Annotated in this window: 19 protein-coding genes; 11 read left to right on the plus strand and 8 right to left on the minus strand. The window is 57.9% G+C overall.

The features are described 5' to 3' along the window. The first annotated feature begins 31 nt into the window (after nucleotides 1-31). The 5 genes from HQN82_RS20205 (at nucleotide 32) to HQN82_RS20225 (ending at nucleotide 4,585) form a co-directional block, all read left to right on the plus strand. The gene (locus HQN82_RS20205) at nucleotides 32-1,045 is read left to right on the plus strand and encodes an ABC transporter substrate-binding protein (RefSeq protein WP_173615716.1); all 1,014 of its coding nucleotides are present in this window, start codon (nucleotides 32-34) and stop codon (nucleotides 1,043-1,045) included. After that, complete coding sequence (locus HQN82_RS20210; RefSeq protein WP_063947910.1) at nucleotides 1,045-1,866, plus strand: ABC transporter ATP-binding protein; 822 nt, start codon at nucleotides 1,045-1,047, stop codon at nucleotides 1,864-1,866. Before HQN82_RS20205 ends, HQN82_RS20210 begins: the two co-directional genes overlap by 1 nt. Beyond that, nucleotides 1,859-2,749 (plus strand): ABC transporter permease, encoded by an 891-nt coding sequence (locus tag HQN82_RS20215; RefSeq protein ID WP_173615717.1) that lies wholly within the window; start codon nucleotides 1,859-1,861, stop codon nucleotides 2,747-2,749. The genes HQN82_RS20210 and HQN82_RS20215 overlap by 8 nt, the downstream gene beginning before the upstream one ends. A 136-nt stretch (nucleotides 2,750-2,885) precedes the next feature. Further along, nucleotides 2,886-3,887 carry a hydroxyacid dehydrogenase gene (locus HQN82_RS20220; protein WP_173615718.1) on the plus strand — a complete coding sequence of 334 codons (1,002 nt, stop codon included), beginning with the start codon at nucleotides 2,886-2,888 and terminating at the stop codon, nucleotides 3,885-3,887. Nucleotides 3,888-3,913: 26 nt separating this feature from the next. Continuing rightward, on the plus strand, nucleotides 3,914-4,585 hold the full coding sequence (locus HQN82_RS20225; RefSeq protein ID WP_173615719.1) for an RraA family protein: 672 nt from the start codon (nucleotides 3,914-3,916) through the stop codon (nucleotides 4,583-4,585). 147 nt (nucleotides 4,586-4,732) lie between these two features. On the opposite strand, the gene HQN82_RS20230 is transcribed toward HQN82_RS20225, so the two are convergent. After that, complete coding sequence (locus HQN82_RS20230) at nucleotides 4,733-5,629, minus strand: LysR family transcriptional regulator (RefSeq protein WP_173615720.1); 897 nt, start codon at nucleotides 5,627-5,629, stop codon at nucleotides 4,733-4,735. Nucleotides 5,630-5,748: 119 nt separating this feature from the next. Here HQN82_RS20230 and HQN82_RS20235 point away from each other — a divergent pair, with 119 nt between their 5' ends. Next, nucleotides 5,749-6,093 carry a nuclear transport factor 2 family protein gene (locus tag HQN82_RS20235; RefSeq protein ID WP_234904883.1) on the plus strand — a complete coding sequence of 115 codons (345 nt, stop codon included), beginning with the start codon at nucleotides 5,749-5,751 and terminating at the stop codon, nucleotides 6,091-6,093. Continuing rightward, nucleotides 6,090-6,869: an SDR family oxidoreductase gene (locus HQN82_RS20240; protein ID WP_173615721.1), complete on the plus strand. Its 780-nt coding sequence runs from the start codon at nucleotides 6,090-6,092 to the stop codon at nucleotides 6,867-6,869. Before HQN82_RS20235 ends, HQN82_RS20240 begins: the two co-directional genes overlap by 4 nt. 29 nt (nucleotides 6,870-6,898) lie before the next feature. Here HQN82_RS20240 and HQN82_RS20245 read toward each other — a convergent pair whose 3' ends face one another. Then, entirely contained in the window at nucleotides 6,899-7,366 is a 468-nt protein-coding gene (locus tag HQN82_RS20245; RefSeq protein ID WP_173615722.1) for a MarR family winged helix-turn-helix transcriptional regulator, read from the minus strand. A gap of 143 nt (nucleotides 7,367-7,509) precedes the next feature. Here HQN82_RS20245 and HQN82_RS20250 point away from each other — a divergent pair, with 143 nt between their 5' ends. Next, on the plus strand, nucleotides 7,510-8,301 hold the full coding sequence (locus HQN82_RS20250) for an alpha/beta fold hydrolase (RefSeq protein ID WP_006697891.1): 792 nt from the start codon (nucleotides 7,510-7,512) through the stop codon (nucleotides 8,299-8,301). A 119-nt stretch (nucleotides 8,302-8,420) separates the two neighbouring features. Here the strand turns inward: HQN82_RS20250 and HQN82_RS20255 are convergent, their stop codons facing one another. The 6 genes from HQN82_RS20255 to HQN82_RS20280 all read right to left on the minus strand — a co-directional run bounded on the left by HQN82_RS20255 (nucleotide 8,421) and on the right by HQN82_RS20280 (nucleotide 16,382). Beyond that, a complete protein-coding gene (locus HQN82_RS20255; protein ID WP_173615723.1) occupies nucleotides 8,421-10,376 on the minus strand; it encodes a methyl-accepting chemotaxis protein in 1,956 nt (651 codons plus the stop codon). Nucleotides 10,377-11,281: 905 nt separating this feature from the next. Beyond that, entirely contained in the window at nucleotides 11,282-12,331 is a 1,050-nt protein-coding gene (locus tag HQN82_RS20260) for an ABC transporter ATP-binding protein (protein WP_173615724.1), read from the minus strand. After that, nucleotides 12,331-13,377 (minus strand): NAD(P)-dependent alcohol dehydrogenase, encoded by a 1,047-nt coding sequence (locus HQN82_RS20265; protein WP_173615725.1) that lies wholly within the window; start codon nucleotides 13,375-13,377, stop codon nucleotides 12,331-12,333. The genes HQN82_RS20260 and HQN82_RS20265 overlap by 1 nt, the downstream gene beginning before the upstream one ends. A gap of 7 nt (nucleotides 13,378-13,384) precedes the next feature. Beyond that, on the minus strand, nucleotides 13,385-14,203 hold the full coding sequence (locus HQN82_RS20270; RefSeq protein WP_173615726.1) for a carbohydrate ABC transporter permease: 819 nt from the start codon (nucleotides 14,201-14,203) through the stop codon (nucleotides 13,385-13,387). Beyond that, on the minus strand, nucleotides 14,200-15,063 hold the full coding sequence (locus HQN82_RS20275) for a carbohydrate ABC transporter permease (protein ID WP_173615727.1): 864 nt from the start codon (nucleotides 15,061-15,063) through the stop codon (nucleotides 14,200-14,202). The genes HQN82_RS20270 and HQN82_RS20275 overlap by 4 nt, the downstream gene beginning before the upstream one ends. Nucleotides 15,064-15,131: 68 nt before the next feature. Next, complete coding sequence (locus HQN82_RS20280; protein ID WP_173615728.1) at nucleotides 15,132-16,382, minus strand: ABC transporter substrate-binding protein; 1,251 nt, start codon at nucleotides 16,380-16,382, stop codon at nucleotides 15,132-15,134. A gap of 135 nt (nucleotides 16,383-16,517) precedes the next feature. Between HQN82_RS20280 and HQN82_RS20285 the strand changes: the two genes are divergently transcribed. The 3 genes from HQN82_RS20285 to HQN82_RS20295 all read left to right on the plus strand — a co-directional run bounded on the left by HQN82_RS20285 (nucleotide 16,518) and on the right by HQN82_RS20295 (nucleotide 18,847). Continuing rightward, nucleotides 16,518-17,450, plus strand: a complete 933-nt coding sequence (locus HQN82_RS20285; protein ID WP_173615729.1) for an AraC family transcriptional regulator — start codon at nucleotides 16,518-16,520, stop codon at nucleotides 17,448-17,450. Between the two features lie 152 nt (nucleotides 17,451-17,602). Continuing rightward, on the plus strand, nucleotides 17,603-18,133 hold the full coding sequence (locus tag HQN82_RS20290; RefSeq protein ID WP_173615730.1) for a lipocalin family protein: 531 nt from the start codon (nucleotides 17,603-17,605) through the stop codon (nucleotides 18,131-18,133). A 12-nt stretch (nucleotides 18,134-18,145) separates the two neighbouring features. Beyond that, nucleotides 18,146-18,847 (plus strand): SDR family oxidoreductase, encoded by a 702-nt coding sequence (locus tag HQN82_RS20295; RefSeq protein WP_173615731.1) that lies wholly within the window; start codon nucleotides 18,146-18,148, stop codon nucleotides 18,845-18,847. Nucleotides 18,848-18,905 lie beyond the last annotated feature (58 nt).

Here is an 18,905-nt window from a genome sequence, read left to right on the forward strand (position 1 = left end):
TGTCGCAGACGCGAAACTCGTGGAGGAGTTCATGATCAACCTGACAAGACGTCAATCTCTGGCCTTTGCCGGAATTGGCCTGTTCGCGGTGTCTGGGGCGCCGTTCATTGCGCGGTCGCAAGAGAAGAAAACCATAAAGGTCGCCACACAGTACGGTACGAGCCACCTTGCGACGACCGTCGCGGAAAAGCTCTCACTCTTCCACAAGCACGCAGAGAGTAACGGGATCGCTGGAACCGAATTTCAGATTCAGCGTGTCAGTGGCTCAACGGTGATCAACGACGGCATTTTCAGCGGTAGCCTTGATATCGGCGCCTACGGATCCACCGCGCTGATCGCGGCCTGGGCCAAGACCAAAGGTTCTTACGACCTTAAGGGGATCGCGGCGTGCAACGAAGCGGTCTTGACGCTTTACACGAACGATCCGTCGATCAAGTCGATCAGGGACATCAAGTCGACCGACCGTATCGCCGTGACCAGTACGACGTCGCCTCAGGCCATTATGCTGCAGATGGCAGCCGAGAAGGAATTCGGTAAAGGCGAGGCTAAACGCTTCGACAAGCAGATGGTCCAGTTGCCGCACCCCGACGCAACGACCGCATTGATCTCTGGAAACGGATTTACCCTTTATTTCGCCGCACCGCCTTTCATCAGCACGCTCGAGGCCTCTAAGAAATGCTTCAAAGTCGTCGGTGGTGAAGAGATTATCGGTGGGCCTTACTCCGGCGCTCTCTATGCTTCGACCCAGAAGTTCGCTGACGCGAATCCAAAAGTGTTGGCAGCATTCGTGGGTGCGCTGAAGGAAGCGATGGATCTCATTCAGGGCGATCCGGGGAAAGCTGCCGAAATCTACTTAGCGGCGGAGAAGACGAACCTGTCCCCTGTTCAGGTCGAAGAGGCGATCCGGGGTCAGACCTTCACCATCGAGCCTCGCGGAATGCAAAGCTTCGCGAATTTTCTGGCCGGGACCGGCGCTATCAAGCAGGCGCCCGCGAGCTGGCGAGACATGTTCTTTGAGCCCATAAGCAAAGGGAACGGCAGCTGATGGATATGAATAACCAGTTTGCAAAAGGCACACCGGGCATGGATACGTCCAACCCCTTGCTCTCGGTCAATGGCGTTACGCTCCAGTACAAGACTGGCGCAGCCATTCTCACAGCAACCTACAAGGTCAGCTTCAACGTCCAGAAGGATGACCGTTTCATTTTGCTTGGCCCGTCGGGCTGCGGAAAATCGACGCTTCTGAAAAGTGTTGCCGGCTTTCTTGCGCCGGTAGAAGGCGACATCAAGCTCGCCGGCAAGCCGGTTCGAGGACCAGGTCCCGATCGCATGATGGTGTTCCAGGAGTTCGATCAGTTGATGCCGTGGATGACGGTGATCGACAACGTCATGTTTCCGATGCGCCGCTCGGGACGCTTCCCGAAAGCCGAAATACGCGATCGGGCACGGCGCGTGATCACCAAGGTGGGGCTGTCGAAGTTCGAAAATTCCTATCCCCACATGCTGTCGGGCGGCATGAAGCAGCGCGTGGCCATTGCACGCGCGCTCGCCATGGAGCCGGCGATGCTGCTGATGGACGAGCCTTTCGCCGCGCTCGATGCTTTGACGCGCCGGCGCATGCAGGAGGAGCTTCTGGAGCTCTGGGACGACGTGCGTTTCACGCTTCTGTTCGTCACGCACTCCATTGAAGAGGCAATTATCGTCGGCTCACGCATTCTTGTTCTCTCTCCGCATCCCGGCCAGGTTCGCGCCGAACTGGACGCGACCGCCTACGGGCATCAGCATCAGGGTGATGCGGATTTCATGGCCTTTAATCGAAAGATCAACCAGATGCTCTTCGGCGATCAGGAGGTGGCTCATGACTAAGGTTCTCACGGTGCCGGCGACCCTCCCGGCCAGACCAGATCTCGAATACAAGACCCTCGATATTTCCCAGATCGGCAGCATCAAGCGGGATGTCGGCTTTTGGGAAGGCCTCTTCAACATCACTGGATTTCGTCGTGCGCTCGTCCTGATCGGCCTGTGCATTATCTGGGAGGCTTATGCCCGTTATCTCGGTAATCCGCTGATGTTTCCATCTTTCAGTGAGACCGTCACGACGCTTTGGGCAGACATCGTTTCCGGGCGGCTACCGTCAGCGGCTTTCACCTCACTCCAAGTTCTCATAACCGGGTATGCTACCGCGATCGCACTTGCCGCCGTGATGACAACACTTGCGATTTCCACCCGCTTCGGGACCGATCTGCTGGCGACGCTGACGGCAATGTTTAACCCGCTGCCAGCCATCGCCGTTCTTCCGCTCGCACTGCTGTGGTTTGGCCTCGGTACCAGCAGCATCGTCTTCGTGATCGTTCACTCCGTCCTTTGGGCTGTATCGCTCAACACGTTCACGGGTTTTCTTTCCGTCAGCCAGACCCAGAAGATGGCCGGACGGAACTATGGTCTTGGTGGCCTGCGAATGGTGTTCTTCATCCTTATTCCTGCAGCATTCCCCTCGATCCTGTCCGGTTTGAAGATTGGCTGGGCGTTTGCCTGGCGCACACTGATCGCCGCCGAACTTGTCTTCGGGGTTTCAGGAAATGCTGCTGGTCTCGGCTGGTATATTTTTGAGGCCCGTAACGCGCTCGAGACCTCCGGTGTGTTTGCCGGCCTGCTTACCGTCATCGTCATTGGCCTTGTGGTGGAAGGACTTGTCTTCCGTACGATCGAGCTTTTGACGGTTCGCAAATGGGGTACGCAGAACGGCTGATGGCAACGCAGAGGCCAGCCGGCACCTGAACGGATTGGTGCCGGCGGCCAGTCTCAGAGAGATCGCGATTACCCTAGCTTGCCGAAGGCTCTCGTTCTCTCCCGATTAAAAGTAATTTGTAAAACGAGGCGCACAAATGAATGCGACTGAACTGACGGACGAGCAGGTTCGGGGCCGTGTCATGGTCACAGGAGCTCAACTGGTTTCCGAAGCCATGCAGCTCCTGGCGGACCACCGGCTTGAACCGATTTTTGCTCCCGCCTACTCGACCCCTAACGATCTTGCAGCCATTGCACGGGACAATCAGGTCGATGCGATACTGGTGCGCCAGGGGTCGATCGATCACTCAGTGATCACCGCGTCGCCTCGGCTGAAGGTGATCGCCAAACATGGCAGCGGAGTAGATAATATCGACCTGGCGGCGGCAACCGAGGTCGGTGTGCCAGTACTTCGAGCACTTGCCGCTAACGCCCAGTCGGTCGCAGAACTCGCGATTAGTCTGACGGTCAGTTTGATGAAGGATGTTCTATCGCTTGATAGCCAGGTGAAGGCTGGTGGTTGGCCGAAAACGAAGTATGTGGGTCGCGACCTCGCGGGTGCCGTGTTCGGTGTGGTCGGTTTCGGAGAGATCGGTCAGCGCGCTGCTGCCCTTGCGCGTGGCCTTGGCATGAAGGTCATCGCCTATGACCCCTTCGCGGCGGACACGTCCGACGTCACGGTCAGTCGCGATCTTGGCGAGATATTGAGAACTGCAGATGTCGTGAGTCTGCATTGCCCGCTCATGCCTCAGACACATCATCTCATCAACGCAGAGCGCCTGTCCCTGATGAAGCCGGATGCCTTTCTGATCAACACCGCCCGTGGCGCCGTGGTGGATCAGGCAGCGCTAGTTACAGCACTGCAAACCAAATCGATCGCCGGCGCAGCGCTCGACAGTTACGAGGAGGAGCCCCCTCCAGGCGACAGCGTGCTTTGGACGTTATCCAATCTTATCGCGACGCCGCATGTCGGCGGCGCGAGCCGCTCTGCCCTTCGAAACATGGCGGTACAGAGTGCTACCCACATCATCGGCGTCCTTGAGGCAAGGGGCTATGACAGCCAAGCCCTCGCCAACAAGAACCTCGCTTCGGCTGCCTGAACGTATTGTTATTAGGAGAAAACACAATGATTGGATTCCGCGTTTGCAAGCGTGAGCGTAAAGTCGAGGCGAAGTGGGTTGAAGCGTTTCGCGCTTTGCCCGTTGCCAACATCAGTGATGTTATGAGCCGCATGACGGCAGGCGGCGCAGCACTGCGTCCCTACTACACTGGCGGAATGATGGTGGGTCCGGCAATCACTGTGAAGGCTCGACCGGGCGACAATCTCTTGGTTCACAAAGCGCTTGATATCGCGGAGCCTGGTGACATCGTGGTTGTGGACGCTGGCGGTGATCTTACCAACGCGATTATAGGGGAACTGATGGTGGCCCACGCCATGCAGCGCCGTCTTGGGGGCATCGTGATCAATGGTGCCATTCGCGATAGCGCCGAGCTCTCAGCCGGTTCCTTCCCGGTTTTCGCGCTAGGCGTAACCCATCGCGGCCCCTATAAGGACGGGCCGGGCGAAGTGAATGTCCCGATCTCGATTGGCGGGATGGTCATCAATCCCGGAGATCTTGTGTGCGGAGACCCGGACGGCTTCCTGAGCGTCCCTGTTGACGATGTGGACACTGTTTTCGAAGCAGCGACGAAAAAGCATGCCGCAGAAACGAAACAGATGGAAGCAATCCGAGCGGGGCGGAATGACCGATCGTGGGTTGACGCTGCACTGTCGAAGCTAGGTTGCATCACGGCCTGAAGATGTAATAGCCGCCGTAAACTTAACGGCGGCTGGAACCTCAAGTCGTAGGATATTGGCGTTTCAATCCGTGCAGGTGGTCATCAGTTCGCTTGTCATCAAAAGCTTAAGAGCGGCCAGCGACCGGCATCAAACACTGCATGTCGGTCATTCTCTTGCAAATTCGCGAGCAGCCTTAATGAATGCGGTGAAAGCTGCGGGCGGATTTTTCCTACCAGGATAATACAACGCCAGGGGGGGCAACGAGGGCGTCCAGTCCTCCAATATGCGCACCAGTCGTCCAGCCGCAATGTCGTCACGGACGTCAGCTTCCATCACGTATCCGAGGCCCGCACCGTTTTGCGCTGCAATCCTGACCAGACTCGGCTCGTCGAGCGTCATTGCGCCCTGAACGTCAATCTGGGCTGTCTCGCCGTTTTTCTCGAATTTCCACCGGAACAGCGCGTTGTTCGGAAGGCGCGCGCGAATGCAGCGAAACCTGTAGAGGTCGGTTGGTACAATTGGCTTTCCATGTCTGCGCAGGAATTCCGGTGATGCGACGACCGCATTGCTGCGCTTCAAGCCCAAGGGCACGGCGATCATGTCGGCAGGAACGAGATCGGCCGGTCTCAGACCAAGATCGAAACCCGCCGCGACGATATCGACGATCCGTCCCTCCGTGACAAGGTCGATATGCACTTGCGGATACTTCTCCAGAAATGACAGGACGAGCGGCGCCATTACTTCCCGTGCTGCCGTGGCAAAGGCGTTGATGCGGAGCGTTCCGCTCGGGGTCTCCTGGAGCGACTGGGCCGCGAGCATGGCGTCGCGGATATCGGTCACCGCGGGTCCGACCCGTTCTACAAATGTCTTCCCCGCATCGGTCAGGGACACGCTTCGCGTCGTCCTGTTGAACAGCCGGATGCCGAGGCGCTGCTCCAGCTTCGCAATGGAGTTGCTCAAGGCCGTTGTTGACATTCCAAGGTCGAGAGCCGCTGCGCGGAAGGTTCCAAGGCGGGCGATGCTGAGGACGGCATCAAGGTCAGCAAGGACGGAACGGGTCATTTATCCCTCTTTTCGCAATGCTTCATCCTTATTTATCCCGCTTATCCCGTCAATAAGCATGATCTATCTTCCAGCCAGTGGATTTCGCGAAGGTCCGAGCCACAGCCCAAGAGACCAAAATGACGGGAGATACTAAGATGATCGAACTACCCAGCGCTATCGAAGCCTATTTCGAGGCCGACAGGTCAGGCCGTCCGGACGCCATCGCTGCCACCTTCACCGCAAACGGGGTCGTCAAGGACAAGGGGAAGATTCACATCGGCCAGGAGGCCATCCGGGCGTGGATGACCGATGAGGCCCAGCAGTACAGCTACACGGTCAGGCCTTTCCTGATCGCCGTCGAGAATGGCAGGACCCAGGTGATGGCCCACGCAGCCGGCAACTTCCCTGGAAGTCCGATCGACCTTCGCTTTATCTTCGTCCTTTCAGGCGACAGGATTGCTGAGCTGGAGATCACGCTATGACGCCGTTTCTGACACTCGAGGGCCGTCGAGCTCTCATCACCGGCGGGACGTCGGGCGCTGGCGCTGCGACTGTGGCTCAGTTCAAGGAGCTCGGCGCCCGCGTGCTGACAACCGCACGCAAAAAGCCGGAGGACTTTTCCGGCGCGGCCTTCGTCGAGGCCGACCTGACCACGATGGATGGTGTCCAGACAGTTGTTGACGCTGTCCACCGGGAGCTCGGCGGACTCGATATCCTCGTCAACGTGTTGGGCGGATCCTCAGCACCTTCTGGCGGCTTTGCGGCGTTGACTGAAGAGGAATGGGAAAAGGAATTCAACCTTAATTTCTTCCCTGCAGTGAGGCTGGACCGCGCCCTTATCCCCGGAATGATCGCGCAAGGAAGCGGCGTCGTCATTCACGTAACGTCGATCCAGCGCGTCCTTCCGCTGCACCAGGCGACGACAGGATACGCCTCAGCAAAGGGCGCGCTCAACACCTACAGCAAGAGCATCTCGAAGGAGGTTTCTCCCAAGGGTGTACGGGTGGTTCGGGTTTCTCCCGGCTGGATTGCAGATCCGGGCTCCAACGGTCTTGCGCTTCGTATCGCGGAGGAAGCCGGCATCAGCTACGACGAAGCTGTGCAGACGATCATGGACTCGCTTGGTGGTATACCGCTTGGCCGGCCGGCCAGGCCTGGAGAAGTCGCCGACCTGATCGCGTTCCTTGCGTCGGATCGAGCGTCGTCAATTACAGGTACAGAGCATGTGATCGACGGTGGGACCGTACCGACCGCCTGAGTATTGAGGCGATTTACCACTATCGAAGGTCAGGCGGGTGCGTCCCATCCGCCGATCTGGGAATAGATCGCGTTACGGAGATACCGGACATCGCGGTTGAGAGCAGCGAGTTCCTTTGGCGTCTGTGTAGAGGCCGCGAGCAAAGTGTCGCTGAGGCAGCCGGCCTTGTGCTGCAAGGCACGGCCGTCGTCGGTCAAGGCGATGACTACCTGCCGCTCGTTGCTAAGGTTGCGCGTCCTGCGCAGCAAGCCGGCGGTTTCGAGTCGCTTCAGCAGCGGTGTCAGCGTGCTGGATTCCAGAGCAAGGGCCTGGGCGATGGCGCCAACCGTCTGTCCGTCCTGGCTCCATAACACGTTGAGTACGAGATATTGCGGATAGGTCAGGCCCAGTTCATCGAGAAGAGGCTTGTATGCACGCTGGATCGCAATGGCCGCGGTGTAGATCGCATAGCATAGCTGGTCGTGCAGGGGCGGCGGATCGTTATGGCGTTTGGTCATTGTGAACTCCTGTTGCGTCAAATGTAACGAACGAAATCGCGAAAAACAATATCGCGATAATAATTATGTTGACGCACAGTTCGAAATCTGCCAGCTTTAATATATCGCGATAAATGTTATTGCGAATAAAAGAGGTGAAAGTCATGACACGCAAGACCGCGCCCACCGTCGCAGCAATTGCAGCCGCAGCCACATTAACTGCCGCATTGCCGGCAAACGCAGCCGATACCATCCCCAGGGAGCAGTCCGTCAGAAACGTTGTCCTCGTTCATGGAGCCTTCGCGGACGGCTCCGGCTGGAAGGGGGTTTACGATAATCTGACCAAGCGGGGTTACCGCGTGACCATCGTCCAGAATCCACTGACGTCTCTCGCTGATGACGTTGCCGCGACTGCCCGCGCGCTTGAGCGTCAGGATGGTCCGGTCATTCTTGTCGGACATTCCTGGGGTGGCACTGTCATCACAGAAGCCGGTATCGATCAGAAGGTTGCCGGCCTCGTTTACGTCTCCGCGCTTTCTCCGGATGTCGGCGAAACGACGGCTCAGCAATACGAGGGTTTTGCTCCTGCATCGGAGTTCGTCATCGAAACCACGAAGGATGGATTTGGCTATGTCAGCCTGGATAAGTTCAAGGCTGGGTTTGCCCATGACGTCAGCGACGCCGATGTTGCGTTCATGAAAGATGCCCAGGTCCCGATCAATATGTCGGCGTTCAGCACGAAGCTTGAACATGCTGCCTGGCGTATGAAGCCCAGCTGGGCTGTTATCGCAACCGAAGACAAGGCGTTCGATCAGGCAATGCTGATCCATATGGCAGAGCGCATCAAGGCAAAAATCACAAAGGTCTCGGCAAGTCACGCACTGTTCATGACCCAGCCGCAGGTCGTGGCCGATACCATTGATCAGGCCGCCAAGGCCGTCTCCGCGAAGAAGTAATGCTGGGCACGCCGACCGAAAACCCGCTTTTAATCTGCAAGCGAAGTTTCCGATCCAAGGCACTGGTGATGATGATCAACGGCCGGGCGCTTGGTCTGGCGCGCCGCGGCCGTAGATTTTTAGAACTCCTCCCAGCTGTCTTGCGCAACCGCGGCAGCCGAACCACCCACGAACGCGTTCGCAATCTTGCGGCCAAGGGCTCTAGCCGGTGATGCGGCAGGTCGTGAAGCTGGTGATGCCGAGCGAACGGCCGCAGGGGCTACAGACGAACGACTTGTGCTTGCGCCATCGGCTAGATTGAAACGCGATAGCAGCTGGTTGAGGGATGCCGCCTCCTTGGCGAGGCTGTGGCTTGCGGCTGTCGACTGTTCGACCATGGCGGCATTCTGCTGTGTGCCCTGGTCCATGGTGTTGACGGCCGTGTTGATTTCCTGAAGGCCAACCGACTGTTCGCGTGAGGATTCGACAATCGCGGCGATATGACGGTTAATCTCTTGCACTTCCGTGACGATCACTTCGAGTGCCCTGCCGGTTTCACCCACCAGTGTCACGCCGGAGCGAACGTGTTCACCGGATGTCGTGATCAATGCCTTGATCTCTTTCGCAGCCTTTGCAGACCGCTGGGCAAGTTCGCGGACTTCCTGTGCGACGACCGCAAAGCCCTTGCCGGCTTCGCCGGCACGGGCGGCCTCAACGCCTGCATTCAAAGCCAGAAGATTGGTCTGGAAGGCAATTTCATCAATGACGCTGATGATGTTGGTAATTTCACCGGATGAACGTTCGATTTCGTTCATAGCGGTAACGGCCTGACGTACGACTGCTCCGGACTTTTCCGCACCATCACGGGCCCTCGCGACCAGATGGCCGACTTCTTCGGCGCGGTTGCTGCTGTCCTTTACGGTCGTGGTGATTTCTTCCAGAGCGGCGGCTGTTTCTTCGACTGAGGCAGCCTGCTGCTCAGTGCGCTTGGACAGGTCGTCGGCGGCAGAGCGAATTTCGTTGGCACCGGCATCGATGCCGCGAGCGTTCTCGCCGACGGCGCGCAACGCGTCATTCAGATTCGCGACCGAGCCGTTGAAGTTGTTGCGCAGAGTATCGAGATGGGCAACAAACGGTGTCTCGATGCGATACGCGATATCACCATCGGCGAGACGGTCGAGCCCCTTGGCCAGTTGGTCAACGGCAAATTGGGTGTCGGCAGCGTCCTTCGCCTTCTGGGCCTCGCGTTCCATTCGTTCCTGTTCAGAGAGGCTGCGATTGGCATCAGCTTCTTTTTCCAGACGGATTTTCTCAAGAGCATTGTCGCGGAAAATGGAGACGGCTTTCGCCATCTGGCCTACTTCGTCCTTGCGATCCTGACCATCGACGTGTGCAGCAGTCTCTCCCTGCGCCAGGGTGATCATGCGCTCGCGCAAAGAGGCGATAGGTGTCGTGATCCCCTTGGCGGCAACAACGAGTGACGCGATGATGCCGAGTGCGAATGTGATGCCGACAACCATCAGCGAGGTAAAGATGGTGGAGTTTGTTTCGTCAGTCAGTTCGTCACTTCTCGCAGCCACGGATTTCAAGACCTGGTCCAGAAACGCTGCGTTGTCGGTCGTCAGGGGAAGAATTAAAGAGTCCGCTTTTGCCAGGGTCGCCCTTGCGGGTTCGTCCTGATCAGCTTTACCCAGCTGGACGGCCTGGTCAGTCAAGACGATGACTTCTTTCGTTCTCTCAATGATTTTGTCTATCGCAGCGCTCTCACGTGGAAGAAGTTCTTTCGTATTCTGGAGACGCTCAACGAGCTTGCCTTTGCTATCGCTGTAAAAATCGATGGCGGTTTTCATGGCCGGATCGTTTTGGCGGTAGGTCAGGATTTGATAGGCGGCGTAGGCGGTTGCGACGACATTTCGGTTTACGCGTGACATCTCGACACTGGCGCCAGCATCATTGGAAATGAAATCGGAGTAGCTCGTATCTGCTGCTTTATATCGGGTTGCGATAAATGCTGTGGCACACAGGCCCACCACGCACAGAGGTATGATTAGGGATAGGATTTTCGTGCGAATGCTCGCATTTTTAAGAAACGACATAATTCCTCGCGGTTCTGTTTTGAAATCGCGAACACGAAGCAGGGAGCATTGCGACCGGGAACTGGTCGAATGAAAAAAGAACTCTGCTGCAGGGGATTCGGCATGGACATGAAGAATTACAGAAGGTGCATGCCGTCATGGCAACCTGATTTTGCTCTGTCTGCTGCTATAATAAATTAGTTATCGTTTAAATGTAATTAATGAAGTCTCGGCGCTCGTAACAAAAGCCGGGCAGACAATCACCGCTACCTCGGTCAGACGAGTTTTTAGATCAATAGCAATGGCGGGCCCGCTCACTGGCACGCAAGAATCGCTGCCCGGCGACGCTTCCCATTCTGCGGCTCAAGTGGGATCTAGGCTTCTGAAATATTGAGCCTTTTGTTTTAGGTTTCTATGGTTGTGTTCCATTCACGACCGAGGATTTGCCGAAATTCGGAGAGGGACCGTCGCTTTGTTAGTATGTGCGTCGATGACGATCCGTCATGCCCGGTGGTTCGCTCAAGCGGCCTCCGACGCTGCTGAGTACGATAATGGACCTGCCAAAAATAAAAACATTGATCGATTTGTCGGAAAGTCGACCGTTAGTAGTCTGTCCGTGACAAAAGGCGGTGTCACGGTCCGCATAGTCAAAACGGTAGGTGACCCCGCTGAAGTGACGCAAGGCCACGAGTGCACCAAGCTCCAGCAACTGAACGGCGCTGGCGACCAGCGCGCCGTTTCACGTCGGAGATTCCGACGACGCTTTCGCTTTTCGCTCTTTCCGCGTCACTTCGTTGAAATCCAGGTGCTTTTCGGGCGATCGACCGACGGACGGATGGGAGACAGAGGAAAGCGAAGACGCCTGAGCTGCATCACAGGCGGTCCATCGCGTGGCACGCCGCCATCCTGGGCCAGTCTCACCACGGTTAATTCAGTCTCAGGCCCGATCCGGGATCAAAGACGTGAATATCAGAAGAGGCGACTTCGACTCCGATTATTTCGCCAATTGCTGGTCGTATCTCGGCGGGCACGGAAATGTTGATCTCGTGGCGATCATTCTTGACGCAGATAAGGCGTGTCTCGCCGTGGAACTCATTGCGCTCAACGGTTCCGCGAAACGCCTTGGCGTCGTGGTTCAAGCGGAATGATCCCGGCCTGATCCCGACGGTGACCTCACCGGAGCGCAGACCGGCAGGGGTTGCAAACTTCACGACATCGTCGCCGACGCCCTCCGGCGTCATCTGCAATTGCAGGAAATTCATGTTCGGAGTGCCGATGAAGCCTGCGGCAAATATGGTTCGGGGTGTCTGGTAAATCTCTTCAGGCGTGCCCATCTGCTCGATCCGTCCGTCTTTCATGAGGACGATACGGTCGGCAAGCGTCATGGCTTCGAGCTGGTCATGAGTGACGTAGATGCTCGTCGTTTTCAGGTCCTTGTGGAGCCGTGCGATCTCAACACGCAGACTGCCCCGCAGCTTGGCGTCGAGGTTCGAAAGCGGCTCGTCGAAGAGAAAAACTTCCGGCGTCTTGATCATGGCGCGGGCAATCGCCACACGCTGTTGCTGTCCGCCCGACAGTTCCGTGGGCTTGCGCGCAAGGTAGACGCCAAGTCCCAGCGCATCGACCACGGGTGCAAGACGCTGATCGATTGCAGACTTTCCAATACCGGCCCTCTCGAGCCCGAAGGTGATGTTGTCCCGTACGCTCATATGAGGGTACAGCGCATAATTCTGAAACACCATGGCGATGCCCCGGTCGCCGGGGTCGCGGTCGTTCATCCGCTCGCCGCCGATGAGAAGATCTCCGCCGGAAATTTCCTCAAGCCCGGCAATCATTCGCAGCATGGTGGATTTCCCGCAGCCTGACGGTCCGAGAAAGACGACGAATTCGTGGTTATCGATCTTGAGGTCAAAATCCCGCATGACCTCCAGCGAACCATAGACTTTCCGGATTCCCCGGCACTCGACGGTGGCCATCAATGCGTCTCCCCATTCATCACGATCTGCAGCTTCACATCTTCAGGCCGGCCTTCGGCCGCCCTCTCGAAAGCGGCAATCGATTGATCGAAGGCATAGGTGCCGGAGACCAATGGTTTCAGATCAACCTTGCCGGCGGCAATCAGCGCCAATGCGCGATCGAATACGTTGGCGTAGCGGAAAACCGTCTCGATACGGCATTCGCGGAAGCAGGCTGCTGCAAGGTCCACGGCGACTGGTTCCGGCGGCAGGCCGACGATAACAACCGTTCCGCCTGGGCGGACGACCTTGAAGAGATCGCGGACCGCAGCCGGCGCACCCGAGCATTCGAAGACGATGTCCGCCCCCCAACCTTCGGTTTCCTCATTGACCGTCTGAACGAGATCGACCTCCTTCAGGTTGACGCCGGTAATGCCGCCATAGCTTTCGGCAAGTTTGAGCTTGGTCGCAGAAATGTCCGAAATCAGAACCCGCGAGCAGCCGCCGGCCAGAGCGGCGAGCGCCACCATGATGCCGATCGTCCCGCAGCCGGTAACGACCGCGGTATCGCCAGGCGTGATGTTGGCCCGGGCGGCCGCCTGCATGCCAACGGCAAATGGTTCGACCATCGCGCCTTCGGCAAAGGAGACATTTTCCGGCAGTTTGTAGGTGAAGCTGGCCGGATGAACTGTCTCGGGGCACAGTACGCCGTGCACGGGTGGCGTCGCCCAGAAGGTGACAGCGGGATCTACATTGTAGAGGCCGAGCCGCGACGCGCGCGATTTCGGATCGGGAATGCCGGGTTCCATGCAGACGCGGTCGCCGGGCTTCAAATGCGTTACGTTGGCTCCGGTCTCGATGACAGTCCCCGCGGCCTCGTGGCCGAGCACCATTGGCTCATTGACGACGAAGTCACCAATGCGCCCGTGCGTATAATAATGCACGTCGCTGCCGCAGACACCGACGGTGTGCAGACGAATGCGAACGTCATCCGGCCCCAAGTGCTGAGGAATTTCGATGTCGCGCAGGGAAAGTTCGCCGACACGTTCGAGGACAAGTGCTTTCATGGGTCAGTCAACCTTGATCAGTTTTCTTGGAAAATGCGGCATTGAGGCCACCTGCAAGCACGCCGAGCAGGATCAGTGGCGGCAGTGACAAGAGGACGACGGCAGCGTTGAGGATGCCCCACGGCACGTTCATGCCGAGCTGCGACATTTCGGACGCAATGATCGGCAGGGTCTTCGCCTTCGAGGTCGTGAGCATCATGGCAAGCAGGAACTCGTTCCATACAAGAACGAATGAGAAGGCGACCGCGCCAAAGACCTGGAAACGGGCAATCGGCAGGGCGATGCGGAAGAACGTCGCATAGGGACCAAGTCCATCCACCCGGGCAGCCTCTTCAACGTGAAGGCTGACGCGCTCAAAAGCCGGCACGGAAAGCCATATGGTTATTGAAGCGGTGACGATGAGATAGGTCACGATCAGGGACAGTCTCGTGTCGTAGAGATCAAGACCAAGCCAGATGACCAGCATGGGAATGGCGATCGCGACGGGCGGCAGGAAACGGAGCGACAGGACAAAAAACTGCGCCTCCGCCGTGATCCTATTCTTGAATCGGGCAATCACATAGGCGGCGGGCACACCGAGTACTGCGCCGAGGACGACCGCACTCGAGCAGATGATCAACGAGTTGGTGAGTGCGCGCGCGACCGAACGGCGATTGAGCACATAGCTCATATTGTCGAGGACAGGCTGGAAGACGAGTTTGGGCGTCGATACCAGCAGGTCGGCATTGGTCTTGAAAGCGTTGAGCAGGGTCCAAAGCAGCGGCAGCACCACGAGCGCGGCGGCCAGAACCAGCAAGAGCCTGAGCAGGAAGGTGGAAATCTTCATCGATTCAGCCTCTTCCACGTAAAGGTAAAGGTGACGATGGTCAGGACCATCATGATGACAGCCATGGAGGAGGCGTACGAAATCTTGCCGGCTTCGATGAAGCCCTGGGAATAGGCGTACATGTCCAGCGTCTCGGTGGAGATGCCGGGACCACCGCGCGTCATGACGTAGACGAGATCGAAGGAACGCAGGCTCTCGATAGCCTTAACGAGGAGCAGGCTGATCAGGGGCGCTTTCAGCATCGGAAGCGTTACAAAACGATGGATTTCGAAGCGGCTCGCGCGATCGATACGTGCGGCTTCCAGCGGCTGCGGCGGCAGGGATTCCAGAAGCTTCAGGATGATGACTGCGAAGAACAAACCCCACTGCCAGACATCAACGAAGGCAACGGCAAGAATGGCGCCGAGGGGCGTCGACAGAATATCGGGCGTAATGCCGGTGAGTTCCCTGACCGGCCAGGTCAAGGCCCCGTAGAGCGGATGAAAGGCGAATTTCCAGACGAAAGCGGCGCAAACTCGTGGCAAAAGAACGGGAATGATGAAAAGCACGCAGAGAACGTTTCGTACGCGAGGGCTTGCGGCCTCGAACATCGCAATTCCGAGAGCAAGCCCGGTCACCATGGTCATTGAGACGCTGATGACCTCCCACTTGAAGGACACCCACAGCGCGTTCAGAAAACGTGCATCTGAAAACAGCGCGGCGTAATTGGCAAACCAGACATAGTCCGCGTCGGGCGCAGACAGCGTGCGGTTTTGCAGGGAGATATTGATGGCATAGACCGTGGGCACGAGCGCCAGAATGATCAGGATGCTGAGAGTGGGTCCAAGAAAGACGTAAGGCAGCGAGCGGCCGCGGCGCATGGCAGATCCTCGGGTGGAAAGAAGGGGGGCGCGTCACTGGACGCGCCCGTCAGACGGCTTGGGAGGCGTCAGAGTTTGGCGGCGAATGCTTCAAGTTCGTTGAGCGTCGCCTTGATATCGGTGCGGCTGCCGGTGATCAGCTCTTCGAGCATGATACCCCACTGGTTGCCCAGTTCCTGCCAGCGCGCATCCTGCCAGAAGGTCACGGTGGTCTTTTCACCGGTCGCGGCCATGGCATCGGCAAGATTCTGGCCGAAGGTCTTGGCATATTCCGGGCTCTGGTAGGTGCTGGTGCGCGTCAGTTCGCCCGGCTGGCCGGCGGCCAGGCGGCGCGCCTCCTGTTCCTTGGACGTCGCCCAGGCAACGAAGAGACCGGCGCAGGCCTTATCCTCGTCCGTCTTGTTGGCCTTGGAAGCGATCGCAAAACCATGGGCGTAACCGGCGCCCGGCAGTGGCGACGGCGGAACCGAGAAGGCGACCTTGTCTGCAACCTGGCTCTGGGCCTTATCGACGGACATGCCACCGAGTGGTGCGGATTCGATGATGATCGCCACCTTGCCGGAGCGGAAAGCGCCGGTGGACTCGTCCCAGGAGCCGGTCTGCGTGCCCGGTGCGGAATATTTGAAGAGCTCGAGATAGGTCTCGGTCGCCTTTACGGCCGCATCGGAATTGAAGGCAGGCTTGCCATCCTTGAACCACTCGCCGCCATTTGCCTTGAAGAAGGGCATCCAGCGCCAGACATTGGCGCCTGAACCGCGCTGACCGCGCAGGGCAGTGCCGTAGACGCCATTGGCCGGGTCATGCAGCTTCTTCACGGCGGAAAAATATTCGTCCCATGTCTTTGGCGGGGCGATGCCCGCCTTTTCCAGAAGGTCGGTGCGATAGACCATCAGGTCGCCGCCGCCCTGTACCGGTGCAAACCACTCCTTGCCGTCATAGGTCGCGGCAGCGCGCATGCCGGCGTCGAAGTCCTTGTAGTCGTATTCTGCCGGGTAAAAGCCTTCGAGCGGAACGATCCACTTGGACGAGGCAAAAAGCGCCAGATTGGCTTCGTCGACGTAATAGACGTTGAAGCTTCCGACCGTCGAGGCGTCCGCCTGCGACTTTGCGCGGCGATCATTCTCGTTGAGATAGCTGATCTCGAAGCCTGCGCCGGACAGTTCTTCGAACTCGTCGACATATTTTTCGAGAAGGGTCAGTCCGTCGCGCGGCTGTGCCAGAACACGCACATCGCTCGTGCATTGTGCGGCGGCAAACGCGCTGGACGCGGCAAATAGGGCAACAACCGCGCAGCCTGCGCGGAGAGCATTGAGTGTCATGATGTCCTCCCTTGGTGGCAACTCCCGTGCCATCGACGCGTCCAGATTTGCGCAAGCGACGGGCGCAAACTAGTTGGCGTCAGTCACAGAACTGGTATTATCTTGACATTTGTACGCTATAACATGAGCAGATGAATGCGTATTGCATCAGACTTTCCTCAATCAGTATCTGAGACCTTCACCGCCACGCGCGAGCAGATCGTCTTGCCCAGAGGCGCTTCCTATCTGATCCGCCGGGACGACTATCCCAATCCGATCTGCATCTGGAACTATCATCCCGAATGGGAAATTCACTTCATACCTGATGCTACCGGCTTCGCTTATGTGGGAGATTACATAGGGCCGTTCCGCCCGGGGCATCTGGTGCTCACGGGGACAAACCTTCCCCATAACTGGATTACACCGGGCGCGCCGGCCTTGCCCGGCCGTGACATGGTCCTGCAGTTCGACGCGGATGCCTTGATCGGCGTCCGCTCGGTCTGTCCGGAGTTTGACGTGCTCTACCGACTGAAACCCCTGGCGCAACGCGGGATCGAGGTTCTGGGCGAAGACGCGTTTACTATCGGGGCGAAGATCCTCAGGCTACATTCGGCGGGACACCGCGGCGGACTGGGCCTTTTTCTGGAAATCCTTGAGGATATCGAAACAGCCGCCGAGAAGCGGCTGCTCGCCAGCGAACACTTCATATCCGTTTATAATCAGGTGTCTGACCGCAGACATCGCAGGATCGATCAGGCGATCCAGATACTGCAATCGAATCCTGCCGCGCAAATGCAGGAAGTGGCAGAACTGGTCGGCTTCGAGCCCTCCGCATTTTCGCGTGCCTTCCGGCGCCTGACCGGCATGAACTTCTCCGACTATAGCCGTTCGGTGCGTGTATGGCGGGCGAGAACCCTGCTCGCAGAGACCGAGACATCGATTACGGATGTCTGTTTCGAGGCGGGCTTCAACAACCTGTCGAACTTCAATCGTTACTTTCGGATGGAAATGGGGCTTACACCTCGAGCCTACAGGAAGGCCGCTCGTATCAGGGCGAAATCCGTTATTGCAGGACCATCAGCGAAATAGGGTTTGCCGATGGCGTGATCGGGCCTGCATGTGCAACGCTTTCTGACGCGGATGCGTTCTATGCCGCCAGCGTTCGTCTTTCATCGCTGTGGGGTATGCCGCAAAGGCGGGCGGATACCTGGACCTATGGGCGCCATCAACAGGAGGAGTTCATGCACACAGGTATCAAGCAGCTGATCGGAGCGCTAACGCTTGCGGTTGCGCTATCGGCGCAATCCGCTTCCGCCGCCAGCCCAAAGCCGGTGCCGGTTGGGAGCGATCATTACCGCGGCAAGTGGCTTGAGATTGGCCGTATGCCGATGCTGCTCACGGACGGCTGCGTCGCCGGCTATTCGATATACCGGCAGGGCAGGGCTGCAAACGAGGTTCTGGTGGAAGACGGCTGCCGGGTCGACACTCCGCAGGGCCGGCTGAAAACCATCAGGGGCGTCGGCAAGATAGAGGACTTCGGTTCTGCGAATGCAAAGATGCGCGTTCGCTATCCGCTCCTCATCACTTTCAACTATTGGGTCCTGTATAAGTCCCCGGACAAATCGTGGTTCATCAGCGCCAATCCCTCCACGGATGACGTGTGGATCTACGCCAGAAGCGTGCCCTCCAAAAGCAAACTTCAAAGAATGATCGCAGAAACGCGCAAGCTGGGTTACGACGTCAACAAGCTTGAGTTTCCAGCTCAGCGCTAAAGGACCCCGACGATGCTGCATTCCCTCTCAAATGGTTACAGGGCGATCGTGATAGGGGCATCCGGCGGCATAGGAGGGGCTTTGCTGTCTCTCCTTCAGACAGATCCTCGCTGCGCGCTCGCCCTGCCACTCTCGCGCAGCGGAGGTGATCTTGATATCACCGACGAGGCGAGTGTCGCCGGGGCTGTCAGCCATCTGTCAGATCAGCGCGGATCGTTCGATCTGGTCTTTAATGCAACGGGTGCGCTGACGATCGATGGCGTCGGACTGGAAAAGACGATCAAGGCGATTGATCCTTCCCAAATGGCCAAACAGTTCGCTGTCAATTCGATCGGACCAGCCCTGCTGCTGAAGCATTTTGCGCCGCTTCTGAAACGGGAGGAACGGTGCGTTTTTGCCTCGCTGTCCGCACGCGTCGGATCGATAGGAGACAACAGACTGGGCGGCTGGATTTCCTACAGGGCATCGAAGGCCGCCCAGAACCAGATAATCCGAACCGCGGCGATCGAAATCGCGCGTACCCATCCGCAATCCATCGTGGTGGCGCTCCATCCGGGCACGGTGGATACTGACCTCTCGCAGGCCTTTTCGAAGGGCCGGGAGCGCTTCACACCGAAACACTCCGCAGCAAGTCTCCTGGCAACGATAGATGGACTTACGCCCGCCGAGACAGGGCAGTTCTTCGCCTATGACGGCCGCAGGATAGAGTGGTAGGGCCGTGACAGCGGCGAAGGGAGGCGTAAAACACCTTCGTCAAGTGATTAAACTCTGC

The organism is Agrobacterium pusense (assembly GCF_013285525.1).
Classification (GTDB): Bacteria; Pseudomonadota; Alphaproteobacteria; order Rhizobiales; family Rhizobiaceae; genus Agrobacterium; species Agrobacterium pusense.